Origin of the sequence: Microbacterium aoyamense, assembly GCF_023155855.1 — a bacterium.
Lineage (GTDB): Bacteria > Actinomycetota > Actinomycetes > Actinomycetales > Microbacteriaceae > Microbacterium > Microbacterium aoyamense.
The window spans coordinates 426,026-451,801 of record NZ_JAKNUT010000003.1 but is presented as its reverse complement, the minus strand read 5'-3'; the positions used below and the strand labels follow the sequence as shown (position 1 = coordinate 451,801).

Annotated in this window: 22 protein-coding genes; 14 read left to right on the top strand and 8 right to left on the bottom strand. The window is 69.9% G+C overall.

The annotated features are described in order from the left end of the window. The first annotated feature begins 2 nt into the window (after window positions 1-2). Window positions 3-698, top strand: coding sequence for an RHS repeat-associated core domain-containing protein (locus tag MA876_RS19395; RefSeq protein WP_372491520.1), 696 nt, complete (start codon window positions 3-5; stop codon window positions 696-698). Between the two features lie 317 nt (window positions 699-1,015). Here MA876_RS19395 and MA876_RS11250 read toward each other — a convergent pair whose 3' ends face one another. The 4 genes from MA876_RS11250 to MA876_RS11235 form a co-directional block, all read right to left on the bottom strand. After that, window positions 1,016-1,210, bottom strand: coding sequence for a hypothetical protein (locus tag MA876_RS11250; protein WP_248148879.1), 195 nt, complete (start codon window positions 1,208-1,210; stop codon window positions 1,016-1,018). A gap of 113 nt (window positions 1,211-1,323) precedes the next feature. Continuing rightward, a complete protein-coding gene (sucD, locus tag MA876_RS11245; protein ID WP_248148877.1) occupies window positions 1,324-2,226 on the bottom strand; it encodes a succinate--CoA ligase subunit alpha in 903 nt (300 codons plus the stop codon). A gap of 13 nt (window positions 2,227-2,239) precedes the next feature. After that, complete coding sequence (gene sucC / locus MA876_RS11240) at window positions 2,240-3,403, bottom strand: ADP-forming succinate--CoA ligase subunit beta (RefSeq protein WP_248148876.1); 1,164 nt, start codon at window positions 3,401-3,403, stop codon at window positions 2,240-2,242. 84 nt (window positions 3,404-3,487) lie between these two features. Continuing rightward, complete coding sequence (locus tag MA876_RS11235) at window positions 3,488-5,002, bottom strand: FAD-dependent oxidoreductase (RefSeq protein WP_248148875.1); 1,515 nt, start codon at window positions 5,000-5,002, stop codon at window positions 3,488-3,490. Window positions 5,003-5,101: 99 nt separating this feature from the next. Between MA876_RS11235 and MA876_RS11230 the strand changes: the two genes are divergently transcribed. From MA876_RS11230 to MA876_RS11215, 4 genes are all read left to right on the top strand, one after another. Next, window positions 5,102-5,782, top strand: coding sequence for a TetR family transcriptional regulator (locus MA876_RS11230; protein ID WP_248148873.1), 681 nt, complete (start codon window positions 5,102-5,104; stop codon window positions 5,780-5,782). 36 nt (window positions 5,783-5,818) lie between these two features. Then, a complete protein-coding gene (locus tag MA876_RS11225; protein WP_248148871.1) occupies window positions 5,819-8,545 on the top strand; it encodes a cation-translocating P-type ATPase in 2,727 nt (908 codons plus the stop codon). A 98-nt stretch (window positions 8,546-8,643) separates the two neighbouring features. Next, entirely contained in the window at window positions 8,644-8,808 is a 165-nt protein-coding gene (locus MA876_RS11220) for a hypothetical protein (protein ID WP_248148869.1), read from the top strand. A 38-nt stretch (window positions 8,809-8,846) separates the two neighbouring features. After that, a complete protein-coding gene (locus MA876_RS11215; RefSeq protein ID WP_248148868.1) occupies window positions 8,847-11,741 on the top strand; it encodes a helix-turn-helix transcriptional regulator in 2,895 nt (964 codons plus the stop codon). A gap of 4 nt (window positions 11,742-11,745) precedes the next feature. Here the strand turns inward: MA876_RS11215 and MA876_RS11210 are convergent, their stop codons facing one another. Then, window positions 11,746-12,903: a serine hydrolase domain-containing protein gene (locus MA876_RS11210; protein ID WP_248148867.1), complete on the bottom strand. Its 1,158-nt coding sequence runs from the start codon at window positions 12,901-12,903 to the stop codon at window positions 11,746-11,748. A 117-nt stretch (window positions 12,904-13,020) separates the two neighbouring features. On the opposite strand from MA876_RS11210, the gene MA876_RS11205 reads away from it, so the two are divergent. The 3 genes from MA876_RS11205 to MA876_RS11195 are packed head-to-tail and all read left to right on the top strand — an operon-like array spanning window position 13,021 to window position 15,337. After that, complete coding sequence (locus MA876_RS11205) at window positions 13,021-14,139, top strand: alcohol dehydrogenase catalytic domain-containing protein (RefSeq protein ID WP_248148866.1); 1,119 nt, start codon at window positions 13,021-13,023, stop codon at window positions 14,137-14,139. Then, window positions 14,136-14,885, top strand: a complete 750-nt coding sequence (locus tag MA876_RS11200; RefSeq protein ID WP_248148865.1) for an SDR family oxidoreductase — start codon at window positions 14,136-14,138, stop codon at window positions 14,883-14,885. The genes MA876_RS11205 and MA876_RS11200 overlap by 4 nt, the downstream gene beginning before the upstream one ends. After that, window positions 14,882-15,337: a MaoC family dehydratase gene (locus tag MA876_RS11195; RefSeq protein WP_248148864.1), complete on the top strand. Its 456-nt coding sequence runs from the start codon at window positions 14,882-14,884 to the stop codon at window positions 15,335-15,337. Before MA876_RS11200 ends, MA876_RS11195 begins: the two co-directional genes overlap by 4 nt. A gap of 272 nt (window positions 15,338-15,609) precedes the next feature. Here MA876_RS11195 and MA876_RS11190 read toward each other — a convergent pair whose 3' ends face one another. Together MA876_RS11190 and MA876_RS11185 are read right to left on the bottom strand one after the other, a co-directional pair. Beyond that, a complete protein-coding gene (locus tag MA876_RS11190; protein ID WP_248148863.1) occupies window positions 15,610-16,824 on the bottom strand; it encodes an acetyl-CoA C-acetyltransferase in 1,215 nt (404 codons plus the stop codon). 27 nt (window positions 16,825-16,851) lie between these two features. Then, the gene (locus MA876_RS11185) at window positions 16,852-18,105 is read right to left on the bottom strand and encodes an acyl-CoA dehydrogenase family protein (protein ID WP_248148862.1); all 1,254 of its coding nucleotides are present in this window, start codon (window positions 18,103-18,105) and stop codon (window positions 16,852-16,854) included. Window positions 18,106-18,196: 91 nt separating this feature from the next. Here MA876_RS11185 and MA876_RS11180 point away from each other — a divergent pair, with 91 nt between their 5' ends. From MA876_RS11180 to MA876_RS11155, 6 genes are all read left to right on the top strand, one after another. Beyond that, complete coding sequence (locus MA876_RS11180) at window positions 18,197-18,844, top strand: QsdR family transcriptional regulator (protein ID WP_248148861.1); 648 nt, start codon at window positions 18,197-18,199, stop codon at window positions 18,842-18,844. Further along, window positions 18,844-19,257: an acyl-CoA thioesterase gene (locus MA876_RS11175; RefSeq protein ID WP_248148859.1), complete on the top strand. Its 414-nt coding sequence runs from the start codon at window positions 18,844-18,846 to the stop codon at window positions 19,255-19,257. Before MA876_RS11180 ends, MA876_RS11175 begins: the two co-directional genes overlap by 1 nt. 69 nt (window positions 19,258-19,326) lie before the next feature. Then, window positions 19,327-20,364, top strand: a complete 1,038-nt coding sequence (locus MA876_RS11170) for a phosphotransferase family protein (RefSeq protein ID WP_248148857.1) — start codon at window positions 19,327-19,329, stop codon at window positions 20,362-20,364. Further along, on the top strand, window positions 20,364-21,569 hold the full coding sequence (locus MA876_RS11165) for an acyl-CoA dehydrogenase family protein (RefSeq protein WP_248148855.1): 1,206 nt from the start codon (window positions 20,364-20,366) through the stop codon (window positions 21,567-21,569). Before MA876_RS11170 ends, MA876_RS11165 begins: the two co-directional genes overlap by 1 nt. 43 nt (window positions 21,570-21,612) lie before the next feature. After that, a complete protein-coding gene (locus tag MA876_RS11160; protein WP_248148853.1) occupies window positions 21,613-23,187 on the top strand; it encodes an AMP-binding protein in 1,575 nt (524 codons plus the stop codon). Window positions 23,188-23,399: 212 nt separating this feature from the next. Next, a complete protein-coding gene (locus MA876_RS11155; RefSeq protein ID WP_248148850.1) occupies window positions 23,400-24,377 on the top strand; it encodes a hypothetical protein in 978 nt (325 codons plus the stop codon). Between the two features lie 105 nt (window positions 24,378-24,482). Here MA876_RS11155 and MA876_RS11150 read toward each other — a convergent pair whose 3' ends face one another. Continuing rightward, window positions 24,483-25,775, bottom strand: a complete 1,293-nt coding sequence (locus tag MA876_RS11150) for an ABC transporter substrate-binding protein (RefSeq protein ID WP_248148849.1) — start codon at window positions 25,773-25,775, stop codon at window positions 24,483-24,485. Window position 25,776 lies beyond the last annotated feature (1 nt).

The window sequence follows — 25,776 nt, the reverse complement described above, 5'->3', positions numbered from 1 at the left end:
CGATCGGCACGCCCGCAGCGAACGAGTCGGGCGTCGCCGGCGATGGGACGCTCGCGTGGCATCAGGGTGCCGCGAAGCAGGCTGACACGTCGGCGGGTGGGGTGCTGATCGTGCAGATGGGTGCCCGCGTGTACCTGCCCGCACTGGGCAGGTTCCTGCAAGTGGATCCCGTCGAAGGCGGCGTCGACAACGACTACGTCTGGCCCACCGACCCCATCAACAAACACGACCTCACCGGCCGATGGTGGGAGACAGCGGCCGATAGTGCGATTCTTGTGGGTGGATTGATTGGTTTGGCGGCTATCGTCTGCGCGGTCTGTGCAGTGATCGGCGCTGTGGCGGCCGTGGCCAGCGTCGCGATTGGGGCCTATCGAGTGTCAACTGGTCGGCCAGAGGGTTGGCTCGATATTGCCGGGGGCGGGCTAGGGGCGGGGATCGGTGCCGTGGGGCGAGTACTCGCGCGAGGAAGTCAAGTCGCACGGGCAGTGACCGCTGTCGCCCCGGAGCGAGCCGCGTTTAGACCGCGAGACTGGTCGAGGATGCAGCGTGGCGGGCGTCGAGCTGACTTCTACGGCCTAGGTCTCGGTGTCATCGAGTCGGGTAGAGGTGGTGTATCGATTTGGAGCAACACGACGCGGAGTCAACGAACCGCAGGCGGAGGAGGCGGAGGAGGAGGAAGAAGAATGTTGGCGTTCTAGCTCTTCGACAGTTCGCCGCGGACTGCGCGTGGAAGGCGGCTTTCGTACTGCCGGGTGCCGCTGTCATCGTGTTGTTGACTCCTGCCGATGTCGCAGCGAAGATCTTTGGCCTGCTCTGCGCAACGCTGGCTGTTGTTGTCGCGACGGCCATACAGTGGCTGGTAGAGGCGCGCCGTGAACGCTCGCGCGCACTCGAACGTTCCGACGGCAGACACGAAGCTACGGAGTCCGGCGACCAGAGCAGCCATGATGCCGACCACTCAGATCGAGATCCGACGTGATACTTGGCTTACATGCTCGTTCCCAGCGGGGTCGCGTCAATGTCCGAGCTTGGCTGCGGCCGCAAGCGTCAGGTGCTCCCTCAGGTCGCTCCGCTTCAGGCCCGCGATGACGGGCTTCAGAATGTGCGTGGACGGGGCACGGCCGACGGGCACGGCCCAGCCGCCGCCGCGAGTACGTGCGAGCGCGAACTGGACGAAGTTGCCCCAGTCCGCGGGAGTGACGACGAGCATTCCATGCCTCCTGTCCGTCACGTCTGACATCGACCGCGATGTCCGTCAAGACTGACAACCGGGAACGACGGAGGGGGTGGATGCCGCGGCATCCACCCCCTCGTCGTTCAGACTTACAGCCCCGCGATGATCTCGCGCATGAGGGCGGCCGTCTCGGACGGCGTCTTGCCGACCTTGACGCCGGCGGCCTCGAGGGCCTCCTTCTTGGCCTGCGCCGTGCCGGCGGAGCCTGAGACGATCGCGCCGGCGTGGCCCATCGTCTTGCCCTCGGGAGCGGTGAAGCCCGCGACGTAGCCCACGACGGGCTTCGTGACGTTCGCCTTGATGAAGTCGGCCGCGCGCTCCTCGGCGTCGCCGCCGATCTCGCCGATCATGACGATGGCCTTCGTCTCGGGGTCGGCCTCGAACGCCGCCAGCGCATCGATGTGCGTCGTGCCGATGACGGGGTCGCCGCCGATGCCGATCGCGGTCGAGAAGCCGATCTCGCGCAGCTCGTACATCATCTGGTACGTCAGGGTGCCCGACTTCGACACGAGGCCGATCGGGCCCTTGCCCGTGATGCTGGCGGGCGTGATGCCGACGAGCGACTCGTCGGGGGTGATGATGCCGGGGCAGTTCGGCCCGATGATGCGGGTCGTGTTGCCCTTGGCCTGCGCGTAGGCCCAAGCCTCGGCGGTGTCGCCGACGGGCACGCCCTCGGTGATCACGACGAGGAGCGGGATCTCGGCGTCGATGGCCTCGACCATCGCGTCCTTCGTGAACGCGGGCGGCACGAAGGCGATCGACACGTCGGCGCCGGTCGCGGCGATGGCCTCTTCGACCGACGCGAAGACGGGGAGCTCGACGGGGTTGCCGTCCTTGTCTGTGTGGAGCACCGTCGTGCCGGCCTTGCGGGCGTTGACGCCGCCGACGACCTGCGTGCCGGCCTTGAGCATGAGAGCGGTGTGCTTCGTGCCCTCGCCGCCCGTGATGCCCTGGACGATGACCTTGGAGTCCTTGTTGAGGAAGATCGACATGTTCCTGAGTTCCTTACGCGTTCGCGAGCTCGGCGGCCTTGTCGGCGCCTTCGTCCATGGTTTCGGCGAGGGTCACGAGGGGGTGGTTCGCGTCACGCAGGATCGCGCGGCCCTCTTCGACCTTGTTGCCGTCGAGGCGCACCACGAGGGGCTTCGACGCGCTCGAGCCGAGCTCGGCGAGCGCGCCCACGATGCCCTTGGCGACGGCGTCGCACGCCGTGATGCCGCCGAACACATTGACGAAGACCGACTTGACCTGCGGGTCGCCCAGGATGACGTCGAGCCCTGCGGCCATGACCTCTGCCGAGGCGCCGCCGCCGATGTCGAGGAAGTTGGCGGGCTTGACGCCGCCGTGGTTCTCACCGGCGTAGGCGACGACGTCGAGCGTCGACATCACGAGGCCTGCGCCGTTGCCGATGACGCCGACCTCGCCGTCGAGCTTGACGTAGTTGAGGTCGTTCGCCTTGGCCTTGGCCTCGAGCGGGTCGGCGGCGTCCTTGTCTTCGAGCAGGGCGTGACCGGCGTGGCGGAAGTCGGCGTTCTCGTCGAGCGAGACCTTGCCGTCGAGGGCGATGATGTCGCCCTCCTCCGAGAGGATCAGTGGGTTGACCTCGACGAGCGTCGCGTCCTCGCCCTTGTAGACGTCGTAGAGCTTGACGAAGACGTCGCTCACCTTGTCGACCAGCTCGGGCGCGAAACCCGCGGCTTCGGCGATCTCGACAGCCTTGGCCTTGTCGATGCCCGTGCCGGGATTCACCTCGATGCGCGCGAGCGCCTCGGGACGCTCGACGGCGAGCTCCTCGATCTCCATGCCGCCCTCGACGCTTGCCAGCGACAGGTAGGAGCGGTTGGCGCGGTCGAGCAGCACCGAGAAGTAGTACTCCTTGTCGATACGCGCGCCCTGCGCGACCATGACGCGCTTGACGACGTGGCCCTTGATGTCGAGGCCGAAGATGGCCTTCGAGAGCTCGTACGCCTCATCGGGGGTCTTGGCGACCTTCACGCCGCCGGCCTTGCCGCGGCCGCCGGCCTTGACCTGCGCCTTGACGACGACGACTCCGCCGATCTTCTCGGCTGCGGCCCGCACCTCCTCCGGCGTGTCCGCGACGATGCCGGCGAGAACCGGCACCTCGTACTTCTCGAAAAGGTCTCGTGCCTGGTACTCGTACAGATCCACAGTGGATTCCTTCGCAGTGGCGAATGGGGTGGGATGACGCGAAAAGCGTCTCGACGTCGAGATATCGACCAGTCACCCAGCCTACTACTCGAGCGTGGGAGGTCCTGACGCGCGAAGGTGGGTGAGATCCCGCACCGCCGGTCCTTCGATGCGCTTCCCATCCGCTGCGAACCGGCTCGCGTGCAGCGGGCAGTCCCAGGTGCACTCGGCATCGTTCCACGACAGCACGCCCCCGAGATGCGGACACACGGCGCTCACGGCACGAGTCACTCCGCCCACCGTCGAGATGCCCACCGGGCGACCGCCACGGTGGGCTACGACGCCGTCCCCCTCGGCGGGCTGACGCACGGGCACCGCGCTCGACTCGGCCTCGGTCCACCCCGTCGCGGCCGCACTTGCGACCTTGCCCAGCTCCACCGCACCTCGTCCGATGTCGGCCGGCACGGTCATGCGCGTGCCGATCGTGCGCACCCACGGCGGTCGCGGCCGGTCGAGGATCTCGCCCGCGATGCGGATCGCGGCGGCCGGGGCATTCGAGAGACCCCACTTGCCGTAGCCCGTCGCGAAGCGGATGCGGCCGAGTCCGCGAGGCAGTGCGCCGACGAACGGGATGAGGTCGTGCGACTCGTAGTCCTGCGCCGACCAGCGGAAGATCTCGGTCGCTCCAGGGAAGTACCGAGCCGTCCAGGCGACGAGGTCGTCCACGAGCGCACGCTCAGACTTCGCGCGTCCGACCGGATGCCCGTTGCCGCCCACGATGAGAGCCGACGCGGGGCCGTCGTCGGGCGTCACGGGTCGCACGGAGCGCGTCGGTCCATCGACCGAGAGGAAGAGTCCGTCCGGCAGCGGGCCGTCCACCGCGAACGAGACGCAGTACGAGCGCAGACCTCTCGTCTTGACCCAGTAGAAACCGCGATCGGCGATCGGCGCACCCGTGGCGAGCACGACGTGATCGGCGAAGACCGGACCGGCCTCGGTGTCCACGCGGGACGTCGGCAGCGTTCGCGCCCGTGTCACGCGCACACCTGTGTGGAGCACTCCCCCTGCGTCGTCGAACGCGCGCGCGAGCGCGGTGGCGACCCTGGCGGGGTCGATCGCGATCTGTCCCTCCAACGAGACGGCGGAGTCGATCGGGAACGGCGCGTCGACCGCGTCGATGCGGGTGACCGGCAGCCCGGCCTCGCGAGCCGCCTCGAACTCCCCCTCCACCGTCGCTCGGCCCTCGGGCGTCTGCGCATACGAGTAGGCGGTGCTCCGTGTGTACGGGATCCCGGCTTCCTCCGCGAACCGCACCAGCCACTCCATCCCCGAACGGTTCGCATCGACGTACGCCTGAACGAGGGATGCCGGGTGATGCGCGCGCAGAGTCGACAGCACCCTGCCCTGCAGAAGCGAGAGCTTGCCGGTGTTCGAACCCGTCGCGAGCTGCGCGACCTCGCCCGCTTCGAGGATGACCACACGGAGTCCAGCACGGGCGAGCTCGAGACCCGTCGCGAGACCGGTGATGCCGGCACCCACGATCGCGACGTCGCATCGAGTGCCCGGCTCGAAGGGCGTGCTGGGCACGGACGACATCGCGTTCTTCCACAGGGAGGTCATTCGCCCAGTGAAGTCGCGGACGCGTCGACCGGCCAGGGGCTTGACGCGCGGCATCCGGTTCCACCTCGCCTGGGACGCCGTCCGAGTAGAGTCGCCGACATGAGCGACACCGCATCACCGTCCGCCGCGAACACCGCCGTCGTCGCGGCGGCGATCGATCTCTTCTCGGAGCAGGGGTTCGATCAGACCTCGGTCGAGCAGATCGCGCGCGCGGCGGGCGTCTCGCGCTCGACGTTCTTCCGGCAGTTCGGCGGCAAGGACGACGTCATCTTCGCCGATCACGAGCTCCTCCTCGCCGAGCTGCGGGACTACCTGGCCCAATCGCACGACGACCCCTGGGCGGCCGTGTGCGAGGCATCCATCCGCGTGTATTCGCACTTCGCCGCCGACCCCGAGCTCGCGCGTCGGCGCTACGCCGTCGTGCGGGGCGTGCCGACCCTGCGCGATCGCGAGATCGTCACGGTCTTCCGCTACGAGCGACTGTTCGACGAGTACCTCCGCTCCGCGCTCCCGGGCCTCGATCCCCTCGATGCCGTCGGCTTCGCCGCGCTCGTCACGGCGGTCCACAACCACGTGCTGCGGCAGCTGCTGAGGGGCCCGAAGAAGGTGCCGGTCGCTGTGCTGAGACGCGCGCTCGACGACGCGATGCGGCGCTTCGGCGTGCTTCCCGACAGCGAGGAGCGGGATGCCGCGCCCGACGACGTCGTCGTGGCGACCTTCCCGCGGCGCATGCCGCTCGCAGAGGTCGCGCGCCGCCTGCGGGATCAGCTCGACACGTAGGAAGCGCGCAGCGCGGCGAAGCAATAACCTGAGCGCGTGAGCACTCCCACGACGACTCCTGCCGAGAGCGCGACCGCCACGCCGTGGTGGTCGCTCGACCCCGATGCGATCGCGGCGGACCTGCACACCGACACCGACCGGGGCCTGACCGCGGCCACCGCCGCAGAGCGACTCGCCACCGTCGGTCCCAACGCCCTCGTGAGCGCGCCGCCGCCGAGCGCGTTCAAGATCGCACTCGGCCAGCTGGCCGAGCTCATGACGCTGATGCTCATCGCCGTCGCGGTCGTCTCGCTGCTGATCGGACAGGTCTCGACGGCGATCATCGTCGGCATCCTCGTCGCGTTCAACGTCGTGCAGGGGACCCGGCAGGAACTCAAGGCGCGGCGCAGCGTCGACGCGCTCTCGAAGCTGCAGACACCGCAGGCGCGCGTGCTGCGCGACGGACGGATCGAGCTCGTGGATGCCACGACCCTGGTGCCCGGTGACATCGTCGACCTCGAAGCGGGCGATCTCGTGCCGGCCGACGGACGCATCATCCGCTCGGCGACGCTCGAGACGCAGGAGTCCGCCCTCACGGGCGAGTCCCTGCCGATCGAGAAGGGATTCGCGGCGAACGCTCCCGACGCCGCCCTCGCCGACCGCACGGCGATGCTCTTCCAGAACACCTCGGTCACCCGCGGAACGGCTCGCATGATCGTCGTCGAGACCGGGATGCGCAGCGAGGTCGGCCGCATCGCGACTCTGCTGTCGTCGGTGTCGAACAAGCGCTCCCCCCTGCAGCGCGAACTCGACGGCCTGACGCGGGTCATCGGGATCGTCGCCTGGGTCGCGGTGCTCGTGATCATCGTCATCGGCTGGGTGCGCGGGCAGGAGCTCAGCGAGCTGCTGTTCCTCGGCACGGCCGTCGCGATCTCCGCCATCCCCACGGGTCTGCCGACCTTCGTGCAGAGCCTCCTGTCGTGGGGCGCGACGCACCTCGCGAAGGAGAAGGCGATCGTCGCGAGCCTCGCGGACGTCGAAACCCTGGGAGCGACGAGCGCGATCTGCTCCGACAAGACCGGCACCCTCACCCTCAACGCGATGACGGTGCGCGAGATGTGGCTCGGCGGCAACCACTATCAGGTCACGGGCGGCGGCTACTCCTTCGACGGCAAGGTGCTGCGCGCGGCGGGCGAGCCCGTCGAGGCGTACCGCGTCGGACTCGCGATCTCGCTTCCGAACGACGCGACGGTCTCGCCCGAGGGTGCCGTCGTGGGCGACCCCACCGAGGCGGCTCTCATCGTGCTGGCCGCGAAGCTCGGCGTCGACGCCGATGCGACGCGGCGCGAGCACCCGCGGATCGCCGAGGTGCCGTTCGACTCCGATTACAAGTTCATGGCGACGTTCCATCACGCGACGTTCGACGGCGAGGATCGCATCGTCCAGTTCGTCAAGGGCGCCCCCGACATCATCGTCGGACGCTGCGCCACCCGCTACGGCGCCGACGGCACCACTGAGCCGATCGACACCGCCGAAGTGACCGACGTGCTCGAGACGATGAGCGCGAGCGGGCTGCGCACGCTCGCCATCGGCGCGCGATTCCTGGATGCGGCGGACGAGGCATCCATCGTCGCCGACCCCATGTCGTACGTGACCGACCTCGACCTCATCGGTGTCGTCGGCATCGTCGACCCCCTGCGCCCGTCGTCGAAGGTCGCGGTCGAAGTCGCGCAGCGCGCCGGCATCGAGGTGCGCATGATCACGGGCGACCACGCCGTGACCGCGGGCGCGATCGGCAAGGAACTGGGCCTCGGCGCGGGCGCGATCAGCGGCGCCGAGCTGCAGAAGCTCGACGACACCGCTCTGCTTGCAGACCTCCCCGATCTGCACGTGTTCGGCCGCGTGACGCCGCAGGACAAGCTCCGCCTCGTGCAGCTGCTGCAATCGCAGGGCGAGATCGTCGCCATGACGGGGGATGCCGTCAACGACGCCGCCGCGATCAAGCAGGCCGACGTCGGGGTCGCGATGGGCTCGGGCTCCGAGGTCACCAAACAGGCGGCGAAGCTCGTGCTCACCGACGACAACTTCGCGACGCTCGTGCGCGCAGTCGAGCTCGGCCGCGTCGTGTACGACAAGATCACGTCGTATCTGCGCTTCCAGATGTCGCAGCTCGTGTCGCTGCTGCTGCTGTTCCTCGCGGCATCCGCGTTCAACATCGCCGACGGCGTCGCGCTGTTCCCCGGCATGGTGCTGTTCCTGAACTTCTTCGTGACCCTGTTCGCCGTCTTCGCGATCGCGGCCGACGAAGCGCCTCCGGGCATCATGGATCGCCCTCCGCGCAACCCGAAGCTCGGCGTCGCCAACGCGGGCGCGCTCGCGGAGTGGGGACTGTACGGCTTCGCGATCTTCCTCGCGTCCTGGATCCCGCTCGTGTGGGGCCCGGATGAACCCAGCCCCACCGAGCCGTCGCACGCCATGACGATGGCGTACATCGTCGTCGGCCTCGGCACGGTCATCAGCGCCGTGCTCATGCGCCGCTCCCCCGAGACCGGGCTCGCGGCGCCGATCGCGGCCGTGGCGAAGCTGCTCGTGTGGCCTGTCATCATCCTCGTGGCCTCGACCGAGATCTCGTTCCTGCAGAACATCGTCGGGGCTACCTCGCTGACCGGACCCGAGTGGCTCGTGTGCCTCGGTCTGCTCGTGCTCGTGACCGGATTCATCGAGGGACACAAGTGGATCCTCCGCCGCGTCGGACGGGGTAAGACGGTGCGCGCCGGCGCCTAAGACATTCCGGACGCGAAGATAAGGCATCCGTCCGATCCGCCGCCCTCCCCTTACCGAGGAGAGTCGAACCTGTCAGCACCGATCGACAGGAGACCGACATGGATGCCTCGACGTTCTTCGCCACCCGCCTCACCGAACAGCGCTTCCGCGAGTTCGATCGCGAAGTGACGCTGCGCAGCCGCATCGCCGAGCACCTCGCCGCGCGGCGCGCGGAGCGCGCGACGACCCGCCGCGAACGTCGCTCGCACGCGCTCGCCGCGTGACCGACCTCGCTGTCCGTGCCGAGTGGCACGATGAGACCATGGCAGCGCCCGCCTCGAGCTCCCGCATGGTCGGACGAGAGTCCGAGCTCGCGACCCTCCTCGACCTGATCGACGAGGGGCGTTCGGGGCGTCCGCGCACCGCGATCGTCCGCGGCGAGGCCGGCATCGGCAAGACACGGCTCGTGCGCGAGCTGCTCGCGGCGGCCCGCGCGACGGCCGATGCCGACCCGCCGCTCGTCGTGGCCGTGGGTCCGTGCGTCGACCTCGGTCCCATCGGCACTCCGTTCGGGCCCGTCCGGCGCGTTCTGCGCGATCTCGCCGATGAGGTCGGCCTCGACGCCCTGCGTGCCGCTGCCGGGTCGTCCGCCGCCGCGGCGAACCTCGCGTGTCTGCTCCCCGAGCTCGGCGACGCCGAGACCGAGGTGCGTGCCGGCGAGCTCGCGGAGGCGATCGAGGTGCTGCTCGAGAACCTATCGACCGACCGCCACGTCGTCATCGTCATCGAAGACCTGCAGTGGGCGGATGCCGCGACCCTGGGCCTGCTCAAGACGTTCGCCACGACGCTCCGCGGACGGCACCTCACGATCGTCGCGACCTATCGCTCCGACGACATCGACCGATTCCATCCGCTGCGGCCCGTGCTCTCGGAGCTCGACCGCTCGCGCGCGGTCGTCCGCGTCGAGGTCGCACCGCTGACCCCGGGCGAAGTCGCCGAGCAGGTCTCGGCCCTCGCGGGCGACGGGCGCCGTCGCGTTCCGCGCACGGACGAACTCGCGGCGCGCAGCGGCGGCATCCCGTTCCTCGTCGAGGAGCTCGTCGACCTCGAGGGGCCGGAGCTCCCCGAGACGCTGCGCGACCTCGTGCTCGCCCGCTACACCCGGCTGAGCGCGCCCGCGCAGGAGATGATCCGCGTCATGGCGGCCGGCGGCCTGAACCTCGACCACGACATGCTCGCCGGCGTGTCCACTCTCGACGAGGCGGGGTTGGATGCCGCGCTCCGCGAGGCGATCGACGCACGCGTCCTCGTCGCCGCCGGCACGGGATACGGCTTCCGACACGCGCTGACGCAAGAGGCGGTCTACGCCGAGATCCTCCCCAGCGAGCGCGTGCGCGTGCATCGGCGCTACGCCGAGCGCCTGCACGACGCCGGCTTCGGTGCGCCCGACGACGTCGCCGCCCTCGCCGAGCACTGGCTCGCCGCGCGCGACCTTCCGGCCGCCTTCGACGCGACGGCGGTGGCGCTCGCGCAGGCGCGGCGCGGCTTCGCGCCCGCAATGGCGGCGACGCTCGCCGAGCGACTCACCGAGCTGTGGGATCAGGTTCCGGATGCGGGGCCGCGCGCGGGCGAGACCCTGCCGGGTCTTCACCTCGCCGCCGCTGAGGCATGGCACGATCTGGGCGAGTCGCATCGCGCGCTGCGCGCGGCGGAGGAAGGGCTGGCGGCAGATCCCGAGGATCCCCTCACCCGCGCCGCCCTGCTGCGCATGCGGTTCGTGCAGTCGTTCAACGCCGAGGGCCGCAACCGTCGCGAGGACCTCGACGCCGCGATCGCGATCCTCGAGGCGAGCCAAGCCGCCGAGGCGACGACGCTGCAATCCCGCACGCTGTCGAACCTGGCGCTGCTCGAGCGCGGCGAAGCAGCCGCGCGCGACACGGCGCAGGCGATCGCACTGGCCGAGCAGGCCGGCAACGACCCCGCACTCGCGGTGGCCCTGACGGCCGAGGCGTGGCGACTGGCCGACGAGAACGGACTCGAGGAGCAGGCGCTCGCGCCGCTGGAACGCGCCGTCACGCTCGATGTGTCGCCCGCGATGAAGTCATATGTGGGCGAGGCGTACGTCGATCTGCTGCGCCGCGTCGGACGCTTCGACGAGGCGTGCCTCGTCGGTGAGCAGCACCGCGCCGACGCCGTGCGCGCGGGCATGGAGCGCAAGAGCGGCACGGCGTTCTCGTTCGTGCTGTCGCGATCGCACTTCGCCGCCGGGCGCCCTGCCGAGGGCCTCGCGCACGCGCGGCGCGCCCGCCGCTACGCCGATCGCGGTTCGCGTCCCTCCGCCGCGCGACTGTTCGCCTCTCACCACCACTGGAACGACGAGTCCGGCATCCGCGATGAACTGCTCGCCGACGAACGCACGTCGATCGACGAGATCCTGCGGAAGAACCCCGAGAAGCACTCCTCGTGGGTCGTCGAGCGCGGTGACACCCTCCTGACGGCGACGGGGACGATGGATGCCGGCTCCCCCTCGGCCGCCGAGGCGCAGACGACCGCGGCCGAGCTCGCGGCGATCGCGACCGGCGACCATCCGGGACGCGTGCAGCGCGCGGCCGCGGTGACCCTCGCACTGCTGCTGCGCGATTCGCCGTCGGCCCAGCACGCCGCCGCGTTGCGCACGGCCGCAGCTTCGTGGCCGTCCGAGGGGCTCGCGCCGCTGCACGCCGCCGTCGTGATCGCCGGACTCGCCGACGCCGAGGGGGCGTCGGCCGGCGAGCGCGTCGCCCTGTGGCGGGCCGCGCTCGAGACCGAACCCGGCCGATCGCTCGCGGTCTGGCATCGCCATCTGGCAGAACTGCGCCTCGCGACCGCGTTGCTCGATGCCGGCGACAGAACCGAAGCGGCGGACCTCCTCGCACGCATCGACGCCGAAGCATCCATCGACGGCGTCGCACGGGTCGCGCGCTGGGCGCGCGAACTGTCGGTCACGGCCGGGCTCGCGCAGCACGACGTTCCGGCGACCGGCGACGTGATCGCGGGCCTCACGCCGCGCGAGCGCCAGGTCCTCGAGCTCGTCGCCGAGGGCCTCACGAATCCGCAGATCGGCGAGCGCCTGTTCATCAGCCCCAAGACCGCCTCGGTGCACGTGTCGGCGATCCTCGGCAAGATCGGTGCGGCGAACCGCGCTGAGGCGGCAGCGCTGTACGCGGCCGCCTCGTGATCCTCTACAGAGCGTCGTACACGGCGCGGAGGTAGGTCCTGCCTCGATCCGACGCGAGGATGCCCTCCGACATCCGGTTCATCACGTAGCCGAAGGTCACTCCGCGGTCGGCATCGGCGGTCACGAGCGACCCACCCCACCCGCCCCAGAACGCGACGCGACCTTCGGGGATGTAGTCCGTCGAGCCCGCCTGACGGAGCCCCCACCCGAGACCCCATCGAAGGGGGAGTCCGAGCACGTAGTCGACGCCGTCGATGGCGTCGGTGAACACGCGCTCGACGGTCTGCTCCGACAGGATCCGCGTGCCCGCGACCTGCCCCCGACCGGCGATGATCGCGTTCAGAAGTGCAGCCGAACGGGCGTTTCCCTGCCCGCCTGCGCCCCCGATGCCCGCGGCACGCCATTCGCGCGTCCAGGTGGCCTCGGCGCCGAGACCGGGCCCCGTGAACGTCTTGAACGCGGGCGATTGGGGCGGAAGGGATGCGATGTCGAGCTGCGACGGCGGAGGCGGCACGACGAGCGATACTCGTGACTCTTCACTTGCTGGAAGCCCCAGCCAGAAGTCGGCACCGAGCGGTGCAGCGAGCTCGTCGGCGACGAAGCTCCCGAGGCTGCGACCGGTCACGCCCCGCACGATGCCGTGAACGAGGTGACCGTAGTCGAGCAGGTGGTAGCCCGGAGCAATGCCCGCCGGCCACCAGGGCGCCTGAGCGGCCAGGCGTTCGGCAGCGGCATCCAGGTCGAGGATCTCGTCGACGGTGACGGGCTGATCCCAGCCCGAGACGCCTGACGAGTGGTTCATGACGTGCCGCACCAGCACGCCGCCTTTGCCCGCCGCGGCGAACTCGGGCCAGTATTCCGCGACGGGAGCGTCGGGATCGACCTCGCCGCGATCCACGAGAACGAGCATCGCGAGCGATGAGACCGTCTTCGAGATCGACCACACGTTCGTGATCGTGTCGCGCTCCCACGGTCTGGTGCGGTCGGGGTCGGCCCATCCTCCCCAGAGATCCACGACGGGTACGCCGTCGATCAGCACGCAGAGCGATCCGCCGAGCTCAGCCTCCGAAGCCAGATTGGCGCGGAACACCGCGCCCAGCTCCGAGAAGCGGGCATCGACGTGACCCGCCGTCGGAACGCCCTCTGACACACTGCTCGACATGTCGACCCCTTCGTCGCACGGTTCCTCGGAGGCGTTTCCGCTGCCGAGGAGTGATTCGTCCGCGAGCATACCGCGTGGTCGGTATGCTTGTCACGAAGTGAACGACGAGGAGGTCGGATGCGCATCAGAGGAGCGGTACTCGAGCAGTCGGGCGCGACCGCGCCCTTCGAGGAGTCCCGACCGTTCACGGTGGGGGCGCTAGAACTCGATCCGCCCGGGCCAGGCGAGCTGCTCGTGCGCGTCGAGGCCGCGGGCGTGTGCCACTCGGACCTGAGTGTCGTCGACGGCAACCGCATGCGGCCGATGCCCATGCTCCTCGGCCATGAAGCCTCCGGCACAGTCGAAGAACTCGGGGAGGGCGTCGACGACATTCCCCTCGGCACGCGCGTCGTCATGACCTTCCTCCCGCGCTGCGGCGAGTGCGAGGGATGCCTCACCGACGGCCGGCTCCCCTGCCTCCCCGGCAGCGCTGCGAACAGCGCGGGCACGCTCGTCGGCGGAGGCGTCCGTCTGCACCGCGAAGGCGGCGCGCCGGTGCACCACCACCTCGGAGTGTCGGCCTTCGCGACCCACGCCGTCGTGAGCAGGTCGTCGGTCGTGCCCGTCGACGCCGACGTGCCGCCCGAGGTCGCCGCTCTCCTCGGCTGCGCCGTCCTGACGGGTGGCGGTGCGGTCCTCAATGCCGGTCGGCCCGCTCCGGGCTCGCTCGTGCTCGTGGTCGGACTCGGCGGTGTCGGGATGGCCGCGCTCCTCGTCGCCGTCGCGCTGGGCCACGACGTCGTGGGGGTCGATCCGGTCGCGGGCAAGCTCGACCTCGCACGCGAGCTCGGGGCGATCGACGCCTGTACTCCCGCCGACGCGGCCGAGCGCGGCATCCACTCCCCCCTCGTCATCGAAGCCGCCGGCACGGCGCGAGCGTTCGAGACGGCCCTCGCCCTCACGGCGCCGGGCGGCACGACGGTCACCGTGGGCCTCCCCGGTCCGGATGCTCGCGCGAGCGTCTCGCCCCTCGTCCTGACGGCCGAAGCCCGCACGATCGTCGGCAGCTACCTCGGCTCCGCCGTGCCCAGCCGCGACATCCCCCGCTACGTCGAGCTCTGGCGCGCAGGCGTGCTGCCGCTCGAACGCCTCGTCTCGTCCCACACGACGCTCGACCGCATCGACGAGGCGATGGACCGCCTCGCCGCCGGCGGCGAACTCCGCCAGCTCATCACCTTCGAAGGGAACCCCTCATGACACGTACCGCCATCGTCACCGGAGCCGCCCGCGGCATCGGCGCCGCCACTGCGCTGCGACTCGCCGCCGACGGGCATGCCGTCGCCGTGCTCGACCTCGACCCGGCGCAGTGCGCCGACACGGTCCGAGCGATCACCGACGCGGGCGGACGGGCGATCGCGATCGGCGCGGATGTCGCTGACGCCGCGGCCGTCGACGCAGCGGTCGCGCGCGTGGCGGCCGAGCTCGGGGCGCCCACGATCCTCGTGAACAACGCCGGGATCATCCGCGACAACCTGCTGTTCAAGATGACCGAGGACGACTGGGATGCCGTGCTGTCCGTGCATCTGCGCGGAGCATTCCTCATGTCGCGAGCTGTGCAGAAGCATCAGGTCGCCGAGGAGTGGGGCCGCGTCGTCAACCTCTCGAGCACGTCGGCTCTCGGCAATCGGGGACAGGCGAACTACGCCGCCGCCAAAGCGGGCATGCAGGGCTTCACGAAGACCCTGGCGATCGAGCTCGGCCGATACGGCGTCACCGCGAACGCGATCGCACCGGGATTCATCGTGACCGACATGACTCGGTCGACGGCCGAGCGGCTCGGCGTGGGCTTCGACGAGTTCGTCGCCTTCAACGCCGATCAGATCCCGGTCGGCCGCGCCGGCTATCCCGAGGACATCGCCGCGGCGGCGTCGTTCTTCTGCTCGGAAGAGGCGGGGTTCGTCTCGGGCCAGGTGCTGTACGTCGCCGGCGGTCCGCGCGCATGATCGCCGTCGACTCCCCCGCCGCACTCGCCGACGCGGTCGGCCGGACAGCGACCGGCGACTGGTTCGAGATCGACCAGGCGCGCATCCAGGCCTTCGCCGACGCGACCGAGGACTGGCAGTGGATCCATCTCGACGCCGCACGCGCCCAGGCCGGCCCCTTCGGCGCGACGATCGCGCACGGCTACCTCACGCTGTCGCTTCTCCCGCGGCTCACCGCCGGGCTGCTGTCGATCGGCGGAACCTCGATGGTCGTCAACTACGGTCTCGACCGCGTGCGCTTCTTGCAGCCGGTCACCTCGGGATCCCGCGTGCGCGCGGTGACCGAGCTGACGTCCGTCGATCCGAGCCCCCAGGGTCTCCGCGCCGGCCTCACGACCACGGTCGAACTGGAGGGCTCTCCGCGTCCCGCACTGGTCGCGGCGACCATCGCGCTGGTGGTCCCCGAGCCCTGACCCGCGCGCCGCGGGGGCGCGCCGCTTCCCGAGCGGGCACACTCCTCCCGAGCGGGCGCGTTCCGACGTTGCGCAACGCACCCTCTCGGGACGGGAGTGCCCACTCGCGCGCGCGCACTGCGACCCTCTCGACCACCACGATGCGCCGAGCGGGCACGTTCGCCCCGAGAGGGCACGGTGGGGGGTTGTCGAACGCGCCCGGTCGGGGCCAACGTGCCCGCTCGCGCCGGCAGCGGGCCGACGAGGGGACTGCGCAGGGCGAGAAACCGGGATCAGACCCGTTCGAGGATGAGGGCCATGCCCTGGCCGCCGCCGACGCACATCGTCTCGAGACCGTAGCGGCCACCCGTCGTGGCGAGGCCGTTGATGAGGGTCGACGTGATGCGCGCGCCGGTCATACCGAAGGGATGGCCGACGGCGATCGCCCCGCCGTGCACGTTGAGCCGATCATCGTCGACGCCGAGCTCGCGCGCGGACGGGATCACCTGGGCGGCGAACGCCTCGTTGATCTCGACGAGGTCGATGTCGTCGATCGAGAGCCCGGCTCGCGAAAGGGCCTGACAGGATGCCGCGACCGGCCCGAGTCCCATGACCTCGGGCGAGAGGGCGCTGACGCCCGTCGACACGATGCGCGCGAGCGGCTGGAGCCCGAGTTCGTCGACCACCGCGCCCGAGACCACCACGACCGCCGCCGCACCGTCGTTGAGCGGGCAGCAGTTGCCGGCGGTGATCGTGCCGTCCGGCCGGAAGACGGGGTCCAGTCCCGCGAGCGCTTCGAGGGTCACGCCCGGCCGCGGACCGTCGTCGGTCGAGACCACGGTGCCGTCGTCAAGCGTGACGGGCGTGATGTCGCGCGCCCAGAACCCCGACGCGAGGGCCGCTTCGGCGCGCTGCTGCGAGCGGGCGGCGAAGGCATCCTGCTCTTCGCGGGTCACCCCGTGCACCTGCGCGACGTTCTCTGCCGTCTGCCCCATCGCGATGTAGGGGTCGGGCAGGCGCCCGTCTTCACGCGGGTCGGACCAGATCGGCGCCCCCGCCTGCGACCGCGCAGCCGTGCGCGCCAGCGCCTCGGCGAAAGCGGGATTGACCGCACCCGGAAGGTCGGCGGCCCCGGCCGCGTAGTGCGAGACCGACTCCACACCCGCTGACACGAAGACGTCTCCCTCGCCGGCCTTGATCGCGTGGAACGCCATGCGCGTGGTCTGCAGCGACGACGAGCAGTAGCGATTCACGGTCGTGCCCGGCACGGTGTCGAGACCGAGCAGCACCGCGACGATGCGCGCCAGGTTGAAGCCCTGCTCCCCGGCGGGCTGCCCGCATCCGAGCATCAGGTCGTCGATGCGCGCAGGGTCCAGACCCGGCAGGGCGTCGAGGGCGGCCTGCACCATGCGGGCGGTGAGGTCGTCGGGTCGCAAGCCCGCCAGCGAGCCTTTGCGTGCTCGTCCGATCGGCGAGCGGGCGGTGGCGACGATGAACGCTTCGGTCATGATTCTCCTTCGAGGGGGATGACGTGCTCAGACGAACGCGGGGATGCCGGTGATCGCCCGACCGACGATGAGCGCGTTCATGTCGTACGTGCCCTCGAACGTGAACACGGCCTCGGCGTCGGCGAAGTAACGCGCGATGCTGTAGCCGGGAGGGACGTCGCCGGGGATCTGGGATTCGCTTCCGAGCTGGATGCCGTTGCCGCCGCAGATCTCGCGGCACAGCGCCACGGTCTCGCGCATGCGCGCCGTGACGAACGCCTTGGACATGGCGGAGTGGTGGTCGCGCTGGATGCCCTCGTCCTGCATCTGCGAGACGCGCATGCAGAGCGCGATCGAGGCGGTGATGTTCGACAGCGCGGTCGACAGCTTCTCCTGCACGAGCTGGAACGACGCGATCGGCTTGCCGAACTGCATCCGATTCTTCGCATAGGCGAGCGCGCTCTCGTACGCACCCACCGCGACCCCGAGCGCCTGCCACGCGACGTCGGCGCGGGTGAGGCGGAGGACGACGGCGACGTCCCGGAATCCGTCGATCCTCTGCAGCCGATCGCTCTCGGGCACAACGACGTCCTCGAGCACGATGTCCGCGTTCTCGACGGCGCGCAGCGACTGCTTGCGCTCGATCTTCGTCGCTGTGAAGCCGATCGACGGCGTACGCACGAGGAAGCCCTTCACCTGATCATCGGCGACGTCACGTGCCCAGATCACGACGAGGTCGGCGAACGCGCCGTTGCCGATCCACCGCTTCGCGCCGTTGAGCACCCATTCGTCGCCACGACGCTCGGCTGTCGTCTCGAGCCCCTTCGCGGTGTCGGACCCGTGCCCGGGCTCGGTGAGCCCGAAGGCCGCGACGAGCTCACCCGCGGCCAGGCAAGGCAGCCACTCCGCCTTCTGCTCCTCCGATCCGCCGACGTGGATCGACGTCATCGCAAGGCCCGAGTGCACGCCGATGAATGTCGCGGTCGACGGATCCGCCCGCGAGATCTCGAGCGCGACCCAGCCCCGGAAGACGCTGCTGTTCTCGAACTGAGCCGTCTCAGGGAACGCGTTGGCGTACAGGCCGAGCTCCGCGATCCGCGGGATCAGATGCCTCGGACTCTCAGCGCGTTCCCAGTGGTCGTCCGCGAAGGGGCGCACCTCGGTCTCGAGGAACTCCCGTATGCCGCGCAGCGCCCCCTGCTCAGCCGGCGTGAGCTGGTGCTGGAACGCGTAGAAGTCGGCGTCGAGCAGGTCTGCGGGCGGAGCGTCGGCAAGGGCTGCGCGCGGAAGCGTGAACGTCATCGTGTCTCCGATCGTCGGTGATCTCCGATCGAGTATGCATCATTTTTCAAAACGTTGCACACCCGTGCATTCTGAGCGGTAGAGTTCCGGAATGACGACGGCCACGGCATCCCGAATCCCCATTGCGACCGTGGGGGTCGAGGCCGCGTCGTCCTGGCTCTCGGAGCGCCTCTCATCCGGCGCCCACCCCGATGCCGTCCGCGCCTTCGAGGCGGCGCGCGAGATCTTCATCGACGGCCGACGCATCGACATGGGGAGTCTCGCCGGCTCCCTGGGCGTCGAACGGACGTCGCTCTTCCGCTGGGTCGGCAACCGCGACGCTTTGCTGAGCGAGGTGCTGTGGTCGCTCGCGATCCCGACCCTCGTCCAGGCCGACCACGCCGCGACCGAGAGCAGCGGGGGCGCGCGGATCGCGGGCATCTTGACCCACTTCGTCGACGACCTCATCACGGCGGACTACTTTCGCCAGTTCCTGCGGCGCGAGCCCGCGCGCGCGCTGCGACTTCTCACGACGAAGGAGAGCCCGATCCAGCGTCGGTACGTCGCGACGGCCGAGTGGCTCGTGCGACGCGATCTCGGCGACGAGCCGCTGGGTGGCGCGATCGACCCTCCTGGACTCGCCTATCTGCTCGTGCGCATGTCGGAGTCGTTCACGTACGCCGACCTCATCTCGGGCGATCAGCCGAGCGCCGAGCGTGCGCGTGTCGCGTTCCGCCTGCTGCTGCGGGTCGACGACTGATGCCGGGGTACGGCGCGCGCGAGCCGTTCGCCACGCGCTGGAACGACAACGACCAGTACGGCCACCTCAACAACACGGTCTACTACGCCGCGATGGACACCGCGGTCAACGCGTGGATGATCCGCGTCGGGGGGCTCGATCCCCACGGCGGCGACGCGATCGCCCTGTGCGCGGCATCGTCGTGCGAGTTCCACGCATCAGCCGGCTTCCCTGACGAGCTCGAGGTGGGCATCGGCGTCGAGCGCCTGGGCACGTCGAGCGTCACGTGGTCCCTCGGCATACTGCGCGCGGGTGAGCATGAGCCGATCGCGACGGGTCGGTTCGTGCACGTGTTCGTGGATGCCGCGACCCGTCGTCCGACTCCGGTTCCGTCATCCATCCGCCGCGCGATCGAGACCCTGTCATCCGACTGACTCGACACATACCGACCATCCGGTATGCTGGTGGAGTCCGCGAGGCGGACGCAGAGAGGCGGGTCGACGATGACCGATGTTCCCGGACTGGATGTCGCGGGGCTGACCGCGTGGCTCGCTGCGGAGCATCCGCATCTCGCGGGCACGGAGCTTCGCGCGACCGTCATCGCGGGGGGACGCAGCAACCTCACCTACGCCGTGGATGGCGCGCGACTGCCGCTCATCCTGCGCCGCCCCCCGCTCGGCCACGTGCTCTCCAGCGCCCACGACATGGCGCGCGAGCATAAGGTGATCTCCGCGCTGGCCGGAAGCGGCGTCCCCGTCCCCGCCGTCGTCGATGTCGTTGACGACACGACGAGCGACCGTGTGACGGGCACCGTGTTCTTCGTGATGGAGCGCTCCCCCGGCAGCGTCCTGGCTCACCGCGGGCAGAACGCCGACTACACGGCCTATGGCCTCCGATCGCTCAGCATGGAGCTCGCACAGCACCTCGCCGATCTGCACGCGATCGATCCGGGCGCGGTCGGCCTCGCCGACTTCGGACGCCCGGACGGATATCTCGAGCGCCAGGTGTCGACCTGGCGGCGACAGCTCGATGCCTCGCGATCGCGGGACACACCCGCACTCGACACGCTGCAGTCGACGTTGGCCGACGGCATGCCGCAGTCCACGCGCGCGGGAATCGTGCACGGCGATTATCGTCTCGACAACGCGCTCGTGATCGGCACCGCCGACGAGCCGCACATCTCCGCGATCCTCGACTGGGAGATGGCGACGCTCGGCGACCCGTTCGTCGACCTCGGCATCCTCGCCCTCTACTGGGACATCGCGGGGCTCCCCGGCGGCTTCGCCGGCGCGGTGCCGAGCGCGGTCGACCCGGATGCCGGCTACCCCTCTTTCGAGGAGCTCGTCGAGGTCTACGCGGAGCACGGGGGGATCGCCGTGCCCGATCTGCGCTGGTACCGCGCCTTCGCGGCATTCAAGCTCGCCGTCATCCTCGAGGGAATCCACTTCCGCTACCAGGCCGGCGACACCGTCGGCGAGGGATTCGATCGGATGGGCGCGCTCGTCGAGCCGCTCGCACAGAAAGGGCTGGAGGTGCGCTGATGGATTTCTCCGTCGACGAACGCTCGCGGGAGCTGACCGACCGCGCACGAACATTCCTCGAAGGGCATGTGCTCCCCGCCGAGCCGGTGCTCGACGCCGAGCTGGCCGCCGAGCCCGACCGATGGGGAGGCTGGCGCGTCATCGCGGACCTGCAGCGCGAAGCGCGCGCTCAGGGGCTGTGGAACCTCTTCCTCCCCGGCGATCACGGCGGTGCGGGGCTGACCAATCTGCAGTACGCATCGATCGCCGAGGTGACCGGGTGGAGTCCGCGCCTCGCCCCCGTCGCGTTCAACTGCGCCGCCCCCGACACCGGGAACATGGAGGTCCTGAACGACTTCGGCACCGCGGCGCAGAAGGCTCAGTGGCTCGACCCGCTCCTTCGCGCCGAGATCCGGTCGTCGTTCTGCATGACCGAGCCCGATGTCGCGTCGTCCGATGCGACCAACATCGGCACGCGGATCCGCCGTGACGGCGACGAGTACGTGGTGTCGGGGCGCAAGTGGTGGTCGACGGGAGCGATGAATCCGGATGCCGCCATCTTCATCGTCATGGGCAAGACGGACCCCGAGGCCGATCGCCACCGTCAGCAGTCCATGATCCTCGTGCCGCGCGACACCCCCGGAGTGCGGATCGTCCGCCCGCTGTCCGTGTTCGGCTACGACGACCGCGACCACGGCGGCCACGCCGAGATCGCGTTCGACGACGTGCGCGTGCCGGCCGAGAACCTGATCGGCGACGAGGGCTCCGGCTTCGCGATCGCGCAAGCGCGGCTCGGACCGGGACGCATCCACCACTGCATGCGCGCCATCGGCATGGGCGAGCGGGCGCTCGCCCTCATGATCGCCCGGGCGAACGAGCGCCAGGCGTTCGGGCGCTCGCTCGCCGACCAGGGCGTCGTCCGGGAGTGGGCGGCCGAGGCGCGCATCCAGCTCGAGGCGCTGCGACTGCTCGTGCTCAAGACGGCGTGGCTCATGGACACCGTCGGAAATCGCCGGGCGATGACCGAGATCCAGGCCATCAAGATCGCGGTCCCGCGCGCCGTGCAGACGATCATCGACCGCGCGATCCAGGTGCACGGCGGGGCCGGCGTCTCCAGCGACACGCCGCTGGCGGAGCTGTATGCCGGCATCCGCTCGCTCCGCCTGGCAGACGGCCCCGACGAGGTGCATCTCTCGAGCCTCGGTCGCGCCGAGCTGCGCGGCTGATCCCGAATCCCGCTCCAACGATCTTCAACGAGGAAGGCCCCTGATGACTCATTCCCCCGATCCGGCCATCGACGACGCCGGCTTCGCGACGCTGTCGGTCGCGAGCATCCTGAGCGAGTCGGCGACGCGTCATCCCGATCGCATCGCTCTGCACTTCATGGGCGGCACGACCACCTATCGCGAGCTGTGGGATCAGACGCGTGCGTATGCGGGCGCCCTGCGTGCGCGCGGCATCGGCCGCGGCGACCGCGTCGGGATGCTCATTCCGAACGTGCCCGACTTCGCGCGCGTGTACTTCGCGGCGCTGTCGCTCGGCGCGATCGTCGTGCCCGTGCATCTGCTCTTCAAGGCCGACGAGATCGCCTTCGTCCTGCGCGATTCGGGCGCGGACCTGCTCGTCGCCGCCGCTCCGCTCCTCACCGAGGCGGCACCGGCGGCGGCGCAGGCGGGGGTGCCGCTCCTCACGGTCCTGCTTCCTGCCGATGCGGGCGTGGATCTGCCGCGGCTCGAGGCCGAGGCATCCATCGCCGCTCCCATTGCACGGCACGAGCCCGTGGGTCCCCTCGATGCCGCCACCATCCTCTACACCTCCGGCACGACGGGCACCCCCAAGGGCGCCGTCGGCTCGCACCTGTCGATCGTGGAGCAGATCCACTGCACCCTCATCGACGCCTTCGACCTGCGTGCCGACGACATCGTCTTCGGCGGCTTGCCGCTCTTCCACACCTTCGGCCAGACCGCGGTCATGAACATCGCGTTCCGGGTCGGGGCATCCGTCATCCTGCTCCCCCGCTTCGACGCCGACGAGGCGCTCGCCCTCATGACACGGCTCGATGCGACGGTCTTCACCGCCGTCCCGACGATGTATGTCGGGATGCTCGAGGCTGCGCGCCGCTCGGCGGACCGGCCGCCCCTGCGCTACGCCGTCTCGGGCGGGGCAGCGCTTCCCGTCGCCGTGCTCGAGGCCTTCTGCGAGGCCTTCGGCGCGCAGGTGCACGAGGGGTACGGCCTGACCGAGACGGCCCCAACGGTCTCGTCGAACCCGCTGCACGAGCCGATCCGCCCCGGCACCGTGGGACGGGCGCTCTGGGGCGTCGACGTCGCGATCGCCGATCCCGAGACCGAAGACCGCGTCGAACTCGTCGAGGACGGTCTCGGCGAGATCGTCGTACGCGGCCACAACCTCCTGAAGGGCTATCTCGGACGACCGGATGCCTCGTCCGCCGCGGTCGTCGACGGCTGGTTCCGCACGGGCGATCTGGGGACCTACGTCGACGGGATCCTCACGATCGTCGATCGCAAGAAGGACATGATTGTGCGCTCGGGCTACAACGTCTACCCGACCGAGGTCGAGGCGGTGCTCGCGCGACACCCGGGCATCGCCGTCGCGGCGGTGTTCGGCGTCGCCGACGACATGCGCGGGCAGGAGGTCCATGCCGCCGTGGTTCCGCACGAGGACGTCGAGCTGGATGCCGACGAGGTCGTCGCGTTCGTCCGCGATCGGATCGCGGCCTACAAGTACCCCCGCGTGGTGCACATCGTGCCGACGCTGCCGCTGGGTTCGAGCGGCAAGGTGCTCAAGCGCAGCCTGGTGGAGCAGTTCACCCCCGTCTCCTGAGTCGGTCCCGCCCCGAGCCGGTGCATTCCCGGTCGGAGCGGGCATGTTCGTCCCGAGCGGGCAGCCACGGCAACAAAACACCGTGCCCGCTCGGGTGGAACGTGCCCGTTCGACTGAGCGGCGGCTCCTCCCCAGGGCGCCTTCACGGCCTCGGGTCCCCTGATCGGTCGTGGCAAACGATGTCGCGCGCGAAGAGTTGACAACCTCGGTGGATGCAGCGCGACGACCTGGCAGACCTGCTCATCGACTCGGCCGCCTTGAGGCTGGGTACGAGCTGGAGGGAGATCAAGCGACGCGTCGAGGCGGGCGACCTCGTTCCCGTGCACCGTGGAAGCTACGCGAGCGGCCCCGCCGTGCGTGGGCTCCGTCGCGAACAGCAGCACCTGCTGCGCGTGCTGGCCGTCACCCGCGCCGAACGAACGGACAACAGCGTCATCTCGCACGTGTCGGCGGCAGCGGTCTGGGGATTGCCGCTCTACGGCGGCGCGCCCACGGCCGTCCACAGGACACTGCGACACAGCCTGGAGGCGCACTCGGGCGCCTCGGTCGTGCGCCACCGCGATTCACTCGCCGAGGTGGACGTCGCCGAGTTCGACGGCATCCGCTGCACGTCCCTCGAGAGGACGGTCGTCGATGTCGCGCGCTCGACCCCGCTCCGCACCGCGGTGTGTGCCGCGGACGCCGCGCTCCGGCGGGTCGCCTGGGACGACCGGGCGCGCAGATACGACGTCGAGAGCGCGGAGATCTTCAAGGACGGCTTGAGATCACGCGTCGCGGCGATGGCGGGCGGTCGCGGGGTGCGTCAGGCACGCCACGTCATCGAATTCGCAGACGGGCGAGCCCAGCTGCCTGGCGAGAGCGTGAGTCGCGTGCTCCTGCATGAGCTCGGATTCACCGACATCCAGCTCCAGGTGCCGATCAGCAACGGACGCGGCGGCTACTTCTACGTCGACTTCGGGCTCGAGGAGGCGGATGCCTGGGGCGAGTTCGACGGCATGGGCAAGTATCTCGACCCGGCCATGAGCGGCAACCGGACTCCCCGTGACGTACTCCAGATCGAGAAGGAGCGGGAGGACTGGATCCGCGCGAAGACGGTGCGACCGATCGCTCGCTGGTCCTTCGACCACCTGGGGTCGGCATCGGCGCTGCGCCGCCGACTGGCGGTGTACAGCATCCGCACGCCTCGTTGAGAGGTTCGGCCGCGAGCGGGCACACTCGTCCCCATCGGGCACGATGAGTGCGACTCAACATGCCCGATGGGGCGCGAAGTGCCCGCTCGCGCGAATCGGAATGACTCAGGAGCCGGGAACGCCCTCGCCTGACAGCGGCACCGGCGTCGCATCCACCTCGACGACGTCGCCGCCCTCGATGGCATAGGTCGCGCCGACGTAGTCCTGCACGCCCTGGTCGACCTGGCTGATGCCGACGCCCAGGTAGGCCGCGTGGGTGTCGGACGAGAACGACAGGGGAAGGATGCCGTTGCCCGCGAGATCGCCGGATGCCACGGCATCCAGCAGCGACTGTCTGGTCGGATCCTCGCCGGCGGCTTCGAGCGCCTCGGCGAAGAGATACGCGACGCTCATGCCGTAGATGGTGTTGCCGTCGAACGGGGCGCCGTCGTTGTACTCGTCGTTGATTTCACGGAACAGCGACACCCACTCGTCGTCGCCTCCGAGCGCCGGCAGGTAGTTCGTGCCCGTGAAGCCCTGGAGCAGCTTCGGACCGACGTCCTCGCCCAAGTACCCGACGAGCGTCGGGTAGTCCGCGCCGGACGACGACGAGAACCACTGCGGGAACCAGCCGAACTGTGCCGCGGTGCCGATCGCGAGCGCCGTGAAGCCGTTGATCGTCGCGAGCAGATTGATCTCGCACCCCGCGGCCTTGAGCGCGCCGATCTGGGCGGTGACGTCCTGGTTCGAGACGGAGTAGCGCTCGACGTGGGTGAGACCGTCGGCTCCGAGAGCGAGCTCGGCACCCTCGATGAGCTCGTCGCCGAAGTCGTCGTCCTGACCCAGGAGGCATACCTTCTTGCCCGGCGCCGTGTCGGCGGCGTACTGCGCGAGCGCGGCGCCCTCGACCACGTAGTCGGCATTGAAGCCGTAGGTGAACGGGTACTTGTCGGGCTGGTTCCAGTTGGTGGACCCCGACGCGACGAACAGGTCCGGCACCTCGTTCTGATTCAGGTAGTCGAGCACGGCCGTGTGGGTCGGAGTGCCGAGGCCGTTGACGATCGCGAACACCTCGTCCTCCTGCACCAGCTCGCGGACCACCGTCTGCGTGGTCGCGGGGTTGTAGCCGTCGTCCTTGACGATGTACTCGATCTCGCGACCGTGCACTCCGCCCTGGGCGTTGAGGTACGCGAAGTAGGCGGATGCCGCCGCCGAGATGGACGCGTATCCTGCCGCCGCCGGACCCGTGAGCGGGGTGTGCGCCCCGATCGTGACGGTCGTGTCGGTGACGCCGGGCGGCGGGCCGGACGAGTCGTCGCCGGGTGCGGCCGGAGTGCTGCAGGCGGTGAGCGCGAGGGCGACGACGGCCGCGAGCGCGAGGGCGGCCGCACGTCGGCGTGCGGTGTGATGCTGTGACATG

Excerpts from the sequence above, each read along its gene's own strand:
- MA876_RS11250 (WP_248148879.1), bottom strand. The coding sequence starts at position 1,210 with ATGCTCGTCGTCACTCCCGCGGACTGGGGCAACTTCGTCCAGTTCGCG.
- sucD (WP_248148877.1), bottom strand. The coding sequence starts at position 2,226 with ATGTCGATCTTCCTCAACAAGGACTCCAAGGTCATCGTCCAGGGCATC.
- MA876_RS11235 (WP_248148875.1), bottom strand. The coding sequence starts at position 5,002 with ATGACCTCCCTGTGGAAGAACGCGATGTCGTCCGTGCCCAGCACGCCC.
- MA876_RS11230 (WP_248148873.1), top strand. The coding sequence starts at position 5,102 with ATGAGCGACACCGCATCACCGTCCGCCGCGAACACCGCCGTCGTCGCG.
- MA876_RS11220 (WP_248148869.1), top strand. The coding sequence starts at position 8,644 with ATGGATGCCTCGACGTTCTTCGCCACCCGCCTCACCGAACAGCGCTTC.
- MA876_RS11215 (WP_248148868.1), top strand. The coding sequence starts at position 8,847 with ATGGCAGCGCCCGCCTCGAGCTCCCGCATGGTCGGACGAGAGTCCGAG.
- MA876_RS11210 (WP_248148867.1), bottom strand. The coding sequence starts at position 12,903 with ATGTCGAGCAGTGTGTCAGAGGGCGTTCCGACGGCGGGTCACGTCGAT.
- MA876_RS11205 (WP_248148866.1), top strand. The coding sequence starts at position 13,021 with ATGCGCATCAGAGGAGCGGTACTCGAGCAGTCGGGCGCGACCGCGCCC.
- MA876_RS11200 (WP_248148865.1), top strand. The coding sequence starts at position 14,136 with ATGACACGTACCGCCATCGTCACCGGAGCCGCCCGCGGCATCGGCGCC.
- MA876_RS11195 (WP_248148864.1), top strand. The coding sequence starts at position 14,882 with ATGATCGCCGTCGACTCCCCCGCCGCACTCGCCGACGCGGTCGGCCGG.
- MA876_RS11190 (WP_248148863.1), bottom strand. The coding sequence starts at position 16,824 with ATGACCGAAGCGTTCATCGTCGCCACCGCCCGCTCGCCGATCGGACGA.
- MA876_RS11185 (WP_248148862.1), bottom strand. The coding sequence starts at position 18,105 with ATGACGTTCACGCTTCCGCGCGCAGCCCTTGCCGACGCTCCGCCCGCA.
- MA876_RS11180 (WP_248148861.1), top strand. The coding sequence starts at position 18,197 with ATGACGACGGCCACGGCATCCCGAATCCCCATTGCGACCGTGGGGGTC.
- MA876_RS11175 (WP_248148859.1), top strand. The coding sequence starts at position 18,844 with ATGCCGGGGTACGGCGCGCGCGAGCCGTTCGCCACGCGCTGGAACGAC.
- MA876_RS11170 (WP_248148857.1), top strand. The coding sequence starts at position 19,327 with ATGACCGATGTTCCCGGACTGGATGTCGCGGGGCTGACCGCGTGGCTC.
- MA876_RS11165 (WP_248148855.1), top strand. The coding sequence starts at position 20,364 with ATGGATTTCTCCGTCGACGAACGCTCGCGGGAGCTGACCGACCGCGCA.
- MA876_RS11160 (WP_248148853.1), top strand. The coding sequence starts at position 21,613 with ATGACTCATTCCCCCGATCCGGCCATCGACGACGCCGGCTTCGCGACG.
- MA876_RS11155 (WP_248148850.1), top strand. The coding sequence starts at position 23,400 with ATGCAGCGCGACGACCTGGCAGACCTGCTCATCGACTCGGCCGCCTTG.
- MA876_RS11150 (WP_248148849.1), bottom strand. The coding sequence starts at position 25,775 with ATGTCACAGCATCACACCGCACGCCGACGTGCGGCCGCCCTCGCGCTC.